General features: G+C 75.0%; 11 protein-coding genes. 6 read left to right on the top strand and 5 right to left on the bottom strand.

The window, feature by feature from the left end; all coding sequences use genetic code 11:
• Nucleotides 1-2: 2 nt before the first annotated feature.
• From FFT21_RS14635 to FFT21_RS14625, 3 genes are all read right to left on the bottom strand, one after another.
• A complete protein-coding gene (locus tag FFT21_RS14635) occupies nt 3-431 on the bottom strand; it encodes an HIT family protein (protein WP_137814407.1) in 429 nt (142 codons plus the stop codon).
• Between the two features lie 340 nt (nt 432-771).
• Complete coding sequence (locus FFT21_RS14630; protein WP_137814406.1) at nt 772-1,854, bottom strand: glycosyltransferase family 4 protein; 1,083 nt, start codon at nt 1,852-1,854, stop codon at nt 772-774.
• Entirely contained in the window at nt 1,841-4,375 is a 2,535-nt protein-coding gene (locus tag FFT21_RS14625; protein WP_225978418.1) for a glycosyltransferase, read from the bottom strand. Before FFT21_RS14625 ends, FFT21_RS14630 begins: the two co-directional genes overlap by 14 nt.
• Before the next feature lie 251 nt (nt 4,376-4,626).
• Here FFT21_RS14625 and FFT21_RS14620 point away from each other — a divergent pair, with 251 nt between their 5' ends.
• Nucleotides 4,627-5,496: a methyltransferase domain-containing protein gene (locus tag FFT21_RS14620; protein WP_137814405.1), complete on the top strand. Its 870-nt coding sequence runs from the start codon at nt 4,627-4,629 to the stop codon at nt 5,494-5,496.
• Between the two features lie 28 nt (nt 5,497-5,524).
• Here FFT21_RS14620 and FFT21_RS14615 read toward each other — a convergent pair whose 3' ends face one another.
• Entirely contained in the window at nt 5,525-6,460 is a 936-nt protein-coding gene (locus FFT21_RS14615) for a glycosyltransferase family 2 protein (RefSeq protein WP_225978417.1), read from the bottom strand.
• Between the two features lie 73 nt (nt 6,461-6,533).
• On the opposite strand from FFT21_RS14615, the gene FFT21_RS14610 reads away from it, so the two are divergent.
• The 3 genes from FFT21_RS14610 (at nt 6,534) to FFT21_RS14600 (ending at nt 9,807) form a co-directional block, all read left to right on the top strand.
• The gene (locus FFT21_RS14610) at nt 6,534-7,694 is read left to right on the top strand and encodes a glycosyltransferase family 4 protein (protein WP_137814404.1); all 1,161 of its coding nucleotides are present in this window, start codon (nt 6,534-6,536) and stop codon (nt 7,692-7,694) included.
• Between the two features lie 61 nt (nt 7,695-7,755).
• Nucleotides 7,756-8,907, top strand: coding sequence for a glycosyltransferase family 4 protein (locus tag FFT21_RS14605; RefSeq protein ID WP_137814403.1), 1,152 nt, complete (start codon nt 7,756-7,758; stop codon nt 8,905-8,907).
• 36 nt (nt 8,908-8,943) lie between these two features.
• Entirely contained in the window at nt 8,944-9,807 is an 864-nt protein-coding gene (locus tag FFT21_RS14600; RefSeq protein WP_137814402.1) for a glycosyltransferase family 2 protein, read from the top strand.
• Between the two features lie 105 nt (nt 9,808-9,912).
• Here the strand turns inward: FFT21_RS14600 and FFT21_RS14595 are convergent, their stop codons facing one another.
• On the bottom strand, nt 9,913-10,620 hold the full coding sequence (locus FFT21_RS14595) for a hypothetical protein (protein ID WP_137814401.1): 708 nt from the start codon (nt 10,618-10,620) through the stop codon (nt 9,913-9,915).
• A 173-nt stretch (nt 10,621-10,793) separates the two neighbouring features.
• Between FFT21_RS14595 and manB the strand changes: the two genes are divergently transcribed.
• On the top strand, nt 10,794-11,903 hold the full coding sequence (gene manB, locus FFT21_RS14590) for a mannose-1-phosphate guanylyltransferase (RefSeq protein ID WP_137814400.1): 1,110 nt from the start codon (nt 10,794-10,796) through the stop codon (nt 11,901-11,903).
• Nucleotides 11,904-11,905: 2 nt separating this feature from the next.
• Nucleotides 11,906-12,832 carry a DNA-3-methyladenine glycosylase family protein gene (locus FFT21_RS14585; protein WP_137814399.1) on the top strand — a complete coding sequence of 309 codons (927 nt, stop codon included), beginning with the start codon at nt 11,906-11,908 and terminating at the stop codon, nt 12,830-12,832.
• Nucleotides 12,833-12,875 lie beyond the last annotated feature (43 nt).

The raw sequence follows: 12,875 nt of genomic DNA, 5'->3' as shown, positions 1-12,875 counted from the left end.
GGTCAGCCGAGCTGCTCGGCCAGGGCGCGGCGGATGCGCTCGGCGGTGTCTTCCGCCTCGGCGTCCCGGTACGGGTGGCGCGGGCCGAGCCAGAACCGCAGGCCGTCCTTGAACCGGCGCGGGATGACGTGCAGGTGCAGGTGTGGCACGGACTGGCTGACCACGTTGTTGACCAGGATCATCGAGCCGTGCGCGTCGAGGCCGGACTCGACGGCGCGCTCCAGCCGCTGCGCGGTGGTGAAGAAGTGCGGCACCCGCTCGGCGGGAAGGTCGGACAGCAGCCGAACGTGCAGCTTGGGCACCAGCAGGGTGTGCCCGTGGAACACCGGCCGGTGGTCGAGGAACGCCACGACCGCGTCGTCCTCGTACACCCGGACTGCGTCCACCGCACCCTCGATGATCTGGCAGAACGTGCACGGCTTGCTGGCCACGAGGTGATCCTCGCACGGGCGTCCTGGACTTACGTCCGTTGCGGGCGCGCCGCGTACCGCAGTACTTGCAGCGCATGATCGCCATACGCGGCGCTTCACGTGACAGCGCGGAGTTCGGCCGGTGTCGAAGTGCCGGCGGCCTTCTGCACGCCGCTGCACTGTCTCGAGGTGACGCTACGCAACGCCTTACACCACCAGCTTCAGACCTGCTTTGGTCGTGTCGACTGGTGGGCGGCCGCGCAGCTTAGCGGCGACGGCAGGCGAAAAGTGCTTTCCGCTGTCCGGAAGGTATCCAATCGCCCTCACCGTGGCGGTACTTCGGCTTTTCGCGGTGAAGCGGTCAACCCACCGCGCGGCGGTAGGCGTCGACCGTCGACTGCGCGCAGCGGCGCCAGGTGAACTCGGCGGCGTGCGACCGCCGCGCGGCCAGCACCTCCGGCGACCGCGGCGCCTCAACCGCCCGCACCAGGGCGTCGGCCAGTGCGTCCACGTCACCGACCGGCACCAACTCCGCGTGCCCTCCACCGACCTCGCGCAGCGCCGGTACGTCCGAGCACACCACCGGCACGCTGCAGGCCAGCGCCTCCAGCACCGGCAACCCGAAGCCCTCGTCGCGGGAGGGCATCGCGAGCACCGAGGCGCCGGCCACCACACTCCGCAGGTCCACATCGGACAGGTACCCGGTGCGCAGTACCCGCCCGTCCGCACCGGACGGTCCAGGGCCGGTGATCACCAGTGGGGGCAACGACGGCGCGGCGGCGTGCGCGCGCAGCAGCCGCTCCAGTCCCTTGCGTGGCCCGCCGGCACCGACGAACAGCACGTACTCGCGGGGCAGGCCGAGCCGCCGCCGCAGCGGGTCGCTCGGCGGCCGCGCGGCGAACCAGGCCGCGTCCACGCCGAGCGGGGTGACCGCGATCCGCTCCTCCGGCACGGCCAGCCGCTCGGCCACCACCCGGGCCACCGCCGCGGTCGGCGTGCACACCGCGGCGGCCCGCCGCGCTGAGCGTCGCACCAACTCCGGCAGTTCCCGATCGGACGGCGACAGTTCCTCCGGGGCGTCCAGGAACGCCAGGTCGTGCAGGGTGAGCACGCCCCGCGCGCGAACCGCCGGGGGCAGCACGAAATTCGTCGCGTGCACCACGTCGGCCGGCCCGGCGATCAGCTCGATCGGCGGGAACGGGCCGCGCAGCCAGCAGGCCCGCACCAGCCGGGCCGAGGCGGGCAGTCCCCGGGCTCGCACCCCGTGCGGCAGCACCGACCGCAACGCCCGCCACCCGCGGATCGTGAACGCCACCGCGCGGATGTCCACCCCCGCCGTCGACGCCAGTTCCTCGGCGAGCGCCGCCGTGTACCGGCCGATCCCGGTCCGGTGCCCGAGCAGCGGAGTGCCGTCCAGCAGCACACGCAACCTACCCACGGCCACCCCGCGCACCGAACAGCCGCTCCCGCGCCAACCGACGGACCCGGCCGGCCGCGCGTCTGGCCAGCTCCGACGGTCCGCCGGCGTCCAGATATTCGCGCACCAACCCCGCGTCCCGGCGGAGCCGGTCGCCGATCCGCAGCGGCTCGTTGCGCACCAGCGGCGCGGCTCCGGGCAGCCGGTCCACCGCCGGCCGGGGGTTGCGGCAGAACGCCACCAGCGGCGCCAGCGTGGTCTCCCAGGTGAACCGCTCCCGCACCGCGGCGATCCGTTCCCGGCAGCCCGCCGCGAACTCGGCGTCGTAGAGCACCCGCTCCAGCGCGCCGGCCAGCGCCGCCGGGTCCTCGGCGGGAACGACCACGCCAAGCCGTTCCCGGCGGACCAGGTCGGCGAACGAGTCCCCGTCCGTGGTCACGATCGGTAACCCCGCCCACAGGTAGTCGAGCACCCGGGTGCGGAACGCGAACGTGGTCTCCACGTGCTCGAAGTGTGTGGTCACCCCGCAGTCCGCGTCCAGAAGCCAGTTCTGCCGCTCCGCGTAAGGCACCCAGGTCTCGTTGAAGAACACGTGCTCGCCGACCAGGCCGAGCCGCTCGGCGAGTTCCCTGGTGCGGAACGCCATGCTGCCGTCCGGCACCTCCGGGTTGGGGTGCCGCATGCCCAGGAAGAACAGCCGCACGTCGGCGTGGTCGGCGCGGAGCCGGTCGACCGCGTGCAGCAGGGTCAGCGGGTCGAACCAGTTGTAGACGCCGCCCGCCCACAGCACCACGCGGTCCTGCTCGCCGATGCCGGGCACCACGCCCCTGATCGCCACCGCGGTGCGCTCCGGCGGCTTGCCCGGCAGCCCGAACGGCACCACCGCGAGCAGCGACCGCAGGCTCGGGTCGGCGTCGTACAGGCTCGGGGTCAGCCGCCCGATCGCGGCGAGGTGGCCGAGCCAGAAGTGCCGCTGCCGCTCGCTGGCGCAGAGGAAGAAGTCGCCGCGCTCCAGTTGCGCGTTGAGCACCCTGGTCACCCCGGCCAGGTCCAGCGCGCGCTGCTCGTCCGTGCCGTCCTTGCCCTGCTCCAACAGCTCCAGGTGCATCGGGTCGTAGACGTCGCAGACCACCACCGTGCTCGACGCGGTGTCCTTCAGTTCGGGCACCATCTCCAGCACGTGCCCCTGCAGGATCACCACGTCGGCCCAGGCCACGTGGCCGGGCAGGTCGCGGCGGCGGGGGTGCAGCACCGGGAACGGCGCCTCCGGCGGGGCGCACCGCGGGTTGACGGTGACCAGCCGCACGTCGTGCTCCCGGGACAGCACGTCGGCCATGTGCCAGGCGCGGATCGCCGGCCCGGCCATCCGCTCGCCCAGCGCGTCGCCGGTGACCACCAGCACCTTCCGCGCCCCGCCGAACGCCTCGGCCAGCCCGAAGGCCTCGACCAGCAGGTCGTGCGCGGCCAGGTACCGGGGCAGCGGGTAGGCCGGCTCCATCGCCCTGCGCATCAGCGGCACCAGGTCGGCGTCGGTGCGCACCCGCGCGGCCTGCTCGGTCCGGCGCGCCTCGGTCAGTTCCGGCAGCAGCTCGACGAACTGGTCCACCGCGAGGAAGCCGGCCAGCGCTTCCCGGGCCACGGGCACGGGCTCAGCGTCGAGGTGCGGGTCGGCCGGCCGCCGGGTGATCTCCAACTGGGTCGGGTCCAGCTCGCCCCGGGCGGTGGCCCGGCGTGCGGTTAGCGCCAGCGCCGCCGGGAGCACGCTGGCCAGCGTCGCGTCGGAGAGGTTCTTGTACAGCGTGCACAGCGCGTTACGCTCCAGCAGGTACAGCTCGCGGGAGGAGTGCACGCCGGCCATGGAGCCGTGGTGCCGGTGGTAGGCGATCGACGCGGGCTCGTAGCGCACCCGCCAGCCGCGCAGGTTCAGCCGCCAGCCCAGGTCGACGTCCTCGTAGAACATGAAGAACCGCTCGTCGAACCCGCCCAGCTCGTGGAACACCGGCGCACGGACGAACAGCGACGACCCGGTGCCGAACAGCACGTCCTTCGGCGTGTCGTGCTCGGTGTCGGGCAGTTCGGCGAGGGAGCGGCCGGCGTGCCGCTTGTAGCCCATGCCGAACCAGGTGAGCCCGCCGTCCACGAAGTCCACGCGCTCGCCGTCCCAGTCGAGCACCTTACCGGCCACCGCGGCCACGTCCGGCTCGTCGCGCAGCACCCGCACCGCGGCCGTGGCCCAACCCCGGTCCGTCCGGGCGTCGTTGTTGAGGAAGGCCAGTACCTCGCCTCTCGCGTGCCGGGCGCCGAGGTTGCAGCCACCGGCGAAACCCAGGTTCTCCGGCGCCTCGACGATCTCCACGCCGTCCACCGCCGCGCGGATCCGGTCGACGCCGCCGTCCCCCGACGCGTTGTCGACGCAGATCACCTGCAGCCGCTCCGCCGGGTAGTCCAACTCGGTGCGCAGCGTTCGCAGACACGTGACGGTGTCCTCGGCGCCGCGGTAGTTGACCACCACGACGGAGAGCACCGGCAGCACCGCCCCCTCAGGCACGACGGTCTCCCTCCAGGTGCAGACCGATACACGATCGGGTGACGCCCCGTCCGTGCACTAAGCGTGCACCATGCGGTGACGGCCGCGGGCGGGGACTCCACGCTTTGTCGCGGTAAACGGAACGTTGGTGTGCCGGAGTAAGCTGATGGTGCTCCCCGGAAGGGAACGTTGTGTCGAGCACCGCGTCGGAACCGGCTTGGCCACGATCTACGTCGCCGCGGGCGGTTCAGGTAGCTGTGCCGTCCGTTTCGTTGAAATGCGAACTGGCTGACCTGCTGGAGATGCTGGATCTGCGACCGGGGCACCGGTTGCTGGAGATCAACCCCCAGGACGCCGCGGGCGTCGTCGAGTTCGGCCGGTTCGTCGACCCTTCCGGTGCCGTCGTCTCGCTCCCGGCCGGCAAACTCGGCAGCGCACCAGCAGTGCGCTACGACCGGCTGGTGGCGTGGAGCGCCCCGTCCAGCCTGCCCGGCGAATGGGTCGCCCACGTGGCGCCCGGTGGCCTCGCCGTGGTGCCGGTGCTGCTCGCCCCGCTGGCCATGGCGGAGGCGGTGGCCCGCATCCGGCTCGACCCCGACGGCCGGCCCGAGGTCACCGATCTCAGCACGACACCGCTGTTCACCCGGGCCGCGCCGGGTGAGCCGCCAGAACGGTTCGTGGACGGCGCGGTGCTGCGGCCGGACGGGCGGTGGTGGTGGATCAGCGCGGAGTGGCTGCACGGCCGGGACCACGGCGTCGCGGTCGACCTGCTCGACCTGCTCCTGCACCGGCCGCGCCGGCGGCCCAGCCCGATCGGGGCCGGCCGGGACACCGCCCACCTGGTCGGCTACCTGCTCGCCCGCCGCCCGGACGGCATGCTCACCGCGGGGCTCGGCGACCTGCCCGCCGGCATCGGCTGCGCGCTGCCGGGCAGCCTCGCGGTGCTGGCCGGGGACTCGCTGGTGTCCGGCGGCACCCCGGAGGCGCTGGACGGGTTGCTGGACTGGATCACCGAGTGGCGCTCCGCCGGCCGGCCGGCGCTCACCGACCTGTGGCCTCGGCTGACCCCCCGCCGCGATACCTGGGAACTGGAGTTCGGCATGCCGGAACTGCCCACCCAGGTGCCCAGCCCGTTCGCCTGACCGCCGGCGTTCGACCTCCTCCCGCCCCTCAGCGGCCGGCCCAGGCCCGCCACACGGCGTCCCGGTCCACCGCCGAGCGGCGGCCGATGCGGCGCCGGGCGAGCAGCGTCACCGGCAACGCGGCCAGCACCTCGGCGAGCACTCCCAGCCGCAGCGGCACGGCGAAGTTCGCCGCGCTCGGCACTGGCCGACCCAGCGCGCGGCGCGCCGGCAGCAGCGCGGTCAGCGCGGCGAACCGGAGCAACTCCGGGCCGGCCACCCATCCCGGTGCGCAGCGCAGCAGGGTGAGCAGCCGGTTGCGCTCGTTCCAGCGGTGGAACCGCGCCGAGCCGATCGCGCTGCTGGCGCCGTGCCGGTGCACCACCCGCGCCGAGGGGACCGCGCACACCCGCCAGCCGGCCAGCCGCAGCCGCCACGACGTGTCGGTGTCCTCGTAGTAGCAGAAGAACCCGGCGGGCACCCCGCCCACCGCGGCCAGCACATCCGTGCGCAGCAGCGCCGCCCCACCACAGAAACCGAACGGCTCGCCCTCGCCGCGTGTCTCGTCCGCGCCGTAGCCGCCCGCGGTCAGCCGCACCCCGGTGGACTGCACCGAGCCGTCCTCGCCGAGCAGCACCGAACCGGCAGCGGCGGCGTGCTGGTCGGTGTCCAGGGCGTCCTCCAGCGCGGCGAGCCAACCCGGCGCGGGCACCGCGTCGTCGTTGAGCCAGCCCACGAACGGCGTGTCCACCCGGCACAGCGCCTCGGCGAGACCACCGGCGAAGCCGACGTTCCTGGGCAGCCGCAGCACCTCCGGCCGGGACGGGTGGTGGGCCAGCAGCGTCGCGGTGCCGTCGTCGGAGGCGTTGTCCACCACAAGCGTCCGATGTGGACGGTCTTGGCCGGCGAGCGCGTCCAGGCACGCGCCCAGGTGCGGGCGACCTCGCCAGGTGACCACCACGACGGTGCTGCGGATCTCGGTCACGCGGTGACGGTACCGAGCTCGGCCACGCGGCGACGGTGGCGTGGCGCCGAGATCGCGTGCCAGGCTTGCCGCCGTGCCCGAACTCGTCGTGCTGGTTGAGCAGCTGCTCGCCCCCGTCCCCGGCGGCACCGGCCGCTACACCCGGGAACTCGCCGCCGCGCTGGCCGCCAGCGCTCCCCGCGGCTGGGTGGTGGTCGGCGCGGTGGCACGGCACGCCGACCCGGCCGCGGCGGCGATCCCCGGCGTCGAGGGACCCCGGGTGCTGCCGCTGCCGCGCCGCGCCCTGGTCGCCGCCTGGGAGCGCGGGCTGCCGCTGTGGCCGGGCGGGGACGCGGTGCACGCGCCCACCCCGCTGGCGCCGCCCCGGGTGCCGCGCGGGCGGAGCCTGGTGGTCACCGTGCACGACACCGTGCCGTGGACCCATCCGGAGACGCTGACCCGCCGCGGCGTGGCCTGGCACCGCAGGGTGATCCGCCGGGCCACCCGGCGGGCCGGCGCGGTCGCGGTGCCCACCGCCGCGGTCGCGGCCGAGCTGCGCGGGTACGCGCCTGGACCGGCGCCGGTGCACGTGGTGCCCTGCGGGGTGCCGCCGTCCCTGGCCGGCCCACCCGCCGGCGCGGAGGCGGTCGCCGCGCGCCTGCGGCTGCCCGAGCGCTACGTGCTCGCCGTCGGCACCCTGGAGCCGCGCAAGGGCCTGCCAGTGCTGATCGACGCGCTGGCCCGGCCGGACGCGCCGGACCTCCCGCTGGTGCTGGTCGGGCCGCCCGGGTGGGGCGGGGTGGACCCGCACGCCCTGGCGGCCGCCGGCGGCCTGCCCGCCGACCGGCTGCGGGTGCTCGGCGCGCTGACCGACGCCGAGCTGGCCGCGACGCTGCACCGGGCCACCGTGCTGGCCGCGCCCAGCCTCGCCGAGGGCTTCGGCCTGCCGGTGCTGGAGGCCATGGCCGCCGGCGTCCCGGTGGTGCACTCCGACGCGCCCGCGCTGGTCGAGGTGGCAGGTGGCACCGGCCGGATCGCCCGCCGCGGCGATCCGGACGCGCTGGCCGCCGCGCTGCGTGCCGTGGTCGCCGAACCGGAGCGGACGGCGGCCGCGGTGGCGGCGGCGAAGCGGCGGGCCGCCGGTTTCACCTGGCGGCGGGCCGCCGAGGAGGTCTGGCGGCTGCACCTCGATCTGCACCGAACCGGTCACCGCGGCACGTGTTCGGGTACCGGCACCGATACCCGTCCGCAATGATCCCGGTAGCAGATTCGCCATTCCGCCCGAGTGATCATGGGTGCGGCCGTACCCTGCGTGCGTGCCCCAGCCCGAGCCCCGCGTCCTGGTGGACGCCACCGCCGTGCCGGCGGATCGCGGTGGCGTCGGCCGCTACGTGGACTCACTGGTCCGCGCGCTGGACGAGGACGGCGCCCGGATCAGCGTCGTCTGCCAACCGCGCGACGCCGATCTCTACACCCGGCTCGCCCCGCACGCGCGGGTGGTGCCGGCCGCCGAGACGGTGGCCACCCGCACCGCGCGGCTGTCGTGGGAGCAGACCACCCTGCCGCGGCTGGCCCACCGGTTGGCTGTGGACGTGGTGCACTCGCCGCACTACACCATCCCGCTGGCCAACCCGGTGGCCTCGGTGGTCACCCTGCACGACGCCACCTTCTTCACCGACGCCACGCTGCACTCTTCGGTCAAGGCGCGATTCTTCCGCTGGTGGACCAGGACGTCGTTACGCACGGCCGAGGTCTGCGTGGTGCCCAGCGCGGCCACCGCGACCGAGTTGGTGCGGGTCGCCGGCGCGGACCGGCGGGCGCTGCACGTGGCCCAGCACGGGGTGGACACCGAGCGGTTCCACGTGCCCACCCCGGAGGAGGTGGACGCCCTCCGTGCCGCGCTGCATCTGTACGACACCCGCTACGTGGCTTTCCTCGGCGCGCTCGAACCCCGCAAGAACGTCCCCGCGCTGATCCGCGGGTTCGCCACGGCGTGCGACGGCCGGGCCGATCCGCCCGCCCTGGTGCTGGCCGGCCAGCCGGGCTGGGACGGGCAGGTGGAGCGCGCGCTGGACGCGGTACCGCACCGGTTACGGGTGATCCGTCCCGGTTACCTGCCGTTCGATCTGCTGGCCGGTTTCCTCGGCGGCGCCGACCTGGTCGCCTACCCCAGCCTGGGGGAGGGTTTCGGGCTGCCGGTGCTGGAGGCGATGGCCTGCGGGGCGTGCGTGCTGACCACCCGGCGGCTGAGCCTGCCCGAGGTGGGTGGGGACGCGGTGGCGTACTGCGGGGTCGGCGCCGGCGACATCGCCGCCGGCATCGCCGAACTGCTGGACGACCCGGCCCGCCGGGAGTCGCTGGCGGCCGCCGCGCAGCGCCGCGCCAAGGAGTTCACCTGGGCCGCCAGCGCCGCGAAGCACCGTGAGGCCTACGCCCGGGCCGCCGCCATGCACCGCCGCGGCCGGTGACCCGGGAAGCGTCGCTGCGCGGCACAATGTCGAGTCGTGACCGAGCCGACACGGTATGGCGACGAGCTCGCGGTGGTGACCGTCACCTACTCGCCGGGCGAGACGCTGGAACGCTTCCTGGACAGCCTGACCAAGGCCACCACCCGGCCGGTGCGGGTGGTGCTCGCGGACAACGGCTCCACCGACGGCGCGCCGGAGAAGGCCGCCGAGCGGGATGGCGTGCGCCTGCTGCGCACCGGGGAGAACCTCGGCTACGGGGCCGCCGCGAACCGGGGCGTGGCCGAACTGCCGGACGAGGTGGGATGGGTGGTGATCGCCAACCCGGACGTGGAGTGGCGGCCCGGCGCGCTCGACCAACTGCTCGACGCCGCCGAGCGGTGGCCGCGGGGCGCCGCGTTCGGCCCGCTGATCAGGGAACCGAACGGCGCGGTCTACCCGTCCGCCCGGCTGCTGCCCTCGCTGGGCCGGGGCATCGGGCACGCCGTGCTCGGTGCCGTGTGGCCGGGCAACCCGTGGACCAGGGAGTACCGCCAGTCCGACACCGCGGTCCGGGAGCGGACCGCCGGCTGGCTCTCCGGTTCGTGCCTGCTGGTGCGGCGGGTGGCGTTCGACGCGGTGCACGGCTTCGACTCGCGCTACTTCATGTACTTCGAGGACGTCGACCTCGGTGACCGGCTGGGTCGTGCCGGGTGGCTGAACGTCTACGTGCCCATCGCCGAGGTGGTGCATCTCGGCGGCCACGCCACCGCCCGCGCGTCCACCCGGATGCTGGCCGAGCACCACCGCAGCGCGTACCGCTACCTCGCCGACCGGCACCGCGGCCCCCGCTGGGCGCCGCTGCGGCTGGTCCTGTGGGCCGGCCTGGAACTGCGCTGGCGGTTGCTCGCCCGCCGCGGCTGATCCGGCACGGGAGGTTCGCCGCCGGCCGCGCGGGCTCATGCTGCCCGGCTGGTTTCGCCGGCTGACCCCGCCCGGCGGATTTCGCGGGCGACCGCGCGGCTCGGCTCAGCGGCGCTGGTCCCGCTGGCCGTTCTCGGGACCCTCGCCCGGGTCGACCAGTTCCCCGTTGAGCCGCTCGGCCAGGCTGGGCCGGTGCGGCTGGGCCTGCTGCACCGTGGGCAGCAGGCCGGGAAGCTGCCGGGTGAGCGGCTTCTGCACCGGGTGCTGCGGGTGGGCCTGGTGCGGCTGACCCGAGGGGTGCGGCGCGGTGCGTTCCGGCGAGCCGTGCTGCTGCGCACCCTGGTGCGGAGAGTTCTGCTGCTGCATGCCCGGCTGCTGGGAGGTCTGGTGCTGCGCGCCGGGCGGCGGCGCATGATGCGGCTGCTGCCTGTGCCCGCCCCGCGGGTCGCCCTGCTGTTGCGGGCCCTGCTGCTGACCGCCGTGCTGCTGGCCGCCGTGCTGCTGGTGGGTGCCGTGCTCCGGGGAGCCGTACTGCTGGGGGCTGGGCGGCGGCGCCGAGGTGCGCTGCTGCGGTGCGTGGCCGAGGTGCTGCGGCGGCCCGGCCGGTTGGGCCCCGGGCGCCGCGCCCGGCGGAAGGACCATCGTGGCGTCCCGGCCGCCCTGCCGCGGATCCGCGTCGTTCACGACCACCCTGGGAATCTGCACCGTGTTGCTCGCGTCCATCGGCGATGTGGCGCTGTCCGGAGTGACCACATGGGCGCCTCGGGCGCGAGCGCGGGCGAGCTGAGCCTCGGCCCGGTCGCGGGGGTCCATCCTGCTGACCTCTCCTACGTTGCCTGAGGCCGGCAGCATTCGCCGGCGGTCCTTCGGCACCGTGCGGCCGCTGCCCGCCCGCCGTTGGACGGGACCGCTGCCCCCGTGCTCGACATGCGTCTGCCAGAGTATTCCCCCATACCGGGTTGAGGACAGCGGAGGAGGCAACCGGCATGTCGGTGAGCACACCTGAGCCAGACCCCCCGGAGCCGGCGCGCGGGGTCGACGCGGTGGTGCTGGTCGGCGGCAAGGGCACCCGGCTGCGCCCGCTGACCCTCTCCGCGCCCAAGCCGATGCTGCCCACCGCGGGCGTGCCGTTCCTGACCCACCTGCTGTCCCGGATCGCCGCGGCCGGGATCAACCACGTCGTGCTCGGTACCTCGTACAAGGCGGAGGTGTTCCAGGAGTACTTCGGCGACGGCTCCCGGCTTGGCCTGGATCTGGAGTACGTCGTGGAGGACGAGCCGCTGGACACCGGCGGCGCGATCCGCAACGTGGCCGACCGGCTGCGCGAGCCCGACGCCATGGTCTTCAACGGCGACATCCTCTCCGGCGTCGACCTTCCGGCGGTGCTGGCCACCCACCGGGCGAACGCCGCGGACGTGACCCTGCACCTGGTGCGGGTGGACGACCCCCGGCGGTTCGGCTGCGTGCCCACCGACGCCGACGGGCGGGTCACCGCGTTCCTGGAGAAGACCGACAACCCGCCGACCGACCAGGTCAATGCCGGGTGCTACGTGTTCCGCCGGGAGGCGGTCGAGTCCATCCCGGCCGGCCGGCCGGTCTCCGTCGAGCGGGAGACCTTCCCCGGCCTGCTGGCCAGCGGCGCCCGGCTGCAGGGGCACGTGGACTCGTCCTACTGGCTGGACCTGGGCACGCCGGCGGCGTTCGTCCGGGGCAGCGCCGATCTGGTGCGCGGCATCGCGCCGTCCGCCGCGCTGCCCGGCGACCCGGGCGAGGCGCTGGTGCTGGAGGGCGCCCGGGTGCGTGAGGGTGCGGAACTGGCCGGCGGCTGCACGATCGGCGCCGGCTGCCAGGTCGGTGCCGGGGCGAGGGTGCGCGGATCGGTGCTCTTCGACGGCGCCGTGGTTGGTGCCGGCGCGGTGGTGGAGGACTCGGTGATCGGCGCGCACGCCCTGGTCGGCGACGGCGCGGTGGTGCGCGGCGCGGTGGTCGGCGACAAGGCCGTGGTGGGCGCCGGCTGCGAACTGCTCGACGGCGTGCGCCTCTGGCCGGGCGTGCACCTGCCCGACGGCGCCATCCGGTTCTCCTCCGACGTGTGACCATGCCTGTCACGACCGCAACGGGTCGGCAGCGCACCTGGCGGCCGGCTTTCCCCCTCGATCTCGGCGCGGTCCTCGGGCCGCTGCGGCGGGGTCGCGGCGACCCGGCGCACCAGGTGGACGCCGCCGGTGTGTGGTGGCTGGCCGCGAACACCCCGGCCGGTCCGGGCAGCCTCGCGCTGCGCCGGCGCGGCGACGGCGAGGTGCTGGCCGACGCCTGGGGGCCCGGCGCGGAGTGGCTGCTCTCCGGCGTACCCGCGCTGCTCGGTGCGCGGGACGACGACACCGGCTTCGCCGCGCACCACCCGGTCGTGGCCGATGTCCGCCGGCGCAACCCCGGGCTGCGGCTCTCCGCCACCCGCCGGGTGTGGGACGTGCTGGTGCCGGCGATCCTGGAGCAGAAGGTGACCGGCTACGAGGCCCGGCGGTCCTGGCGCGAGCTGTGCCGGTGGTTCGGCGAGCCCGCGCCCGGACCGGCGCCGCGCGGCATGCGGGTGCCGCCCACGCCGCAGGCGCTGCTGGCCGTGCCGGACTGGGACTGGCACCGGGCCGGCGTGGACGGCGCCAGGCGGCGGGCGCTGCTGGCCGCCGCGCGGGTGGCGCACCGGCTGGAACGGGCCGCCGAACTACGCGGCACCGCCGGCCGGGACCTGCTGCGCCGGGTGCCGGGGATCGGCGTGTGGACCGCCGCCGAGGTCGCCCAGCGCGCCTGGGCCGACCCGGACGCGGTGAGCTTCGGCGACTTCCACATTCCCAGCGTGGTCGGCATGGCACTGGTCGGCCGGCCGCTGGACGACGAGGGCATGCGGCGGGTGCTCGCGCCGTACGCGCCGCAGCGGCAGCGCGCCGTGCGCTACGTCGAGGTGGCCGGGTTCCGCCGTCCCCGGTTCGGCCCCCGCTACAGCCCGCGCGACTACCGGGGCATCTGACAGCCCGTTCCGGCGGCGCACGCCACGTGTCGGCCCGTCGGCA

Source organism: Gandjariella thermophila, assembly GCF_005405885.1.
Classification (GTDB): Bacteria; Actinomycetota; Actinomycetes; order Mycobacteriales; family Pseudonocardiaceae; genus Gandjariella; species Gandjariella thermophila.
The sequence above is the reverse complement of the archived record's forward strand: the minus strand, read 5'-3'. Positions and strand labels throughout refer to the sequence as shown.

What these genes read in the sequence shown, in the direction of transcription:
- FFT21_RS14595 (WP_137814401.1), bottom strand. Translation starts at nt 10,620, where the DNA reads ATGGACCCCCGCGACCGGGCCGAGGCTCAGCTCGCCCGCGCTCGCGCC.
- manB (WP_137814400.1), top strand. Translation starts at nt 10,794, where the DNA reads ATGTCGGTGAGCACACCTGAGCCAGACCCCCCGGAGCCGGCGCGCGGG.
- FFT21_RS14585 (WP_137814399.1), top strand. Translation starts at nt 11,906, where the DNA reads ATGCCTGTCACGACCGCAACGGGTCGGCAGCGCACCTGGCGGCCGGCT.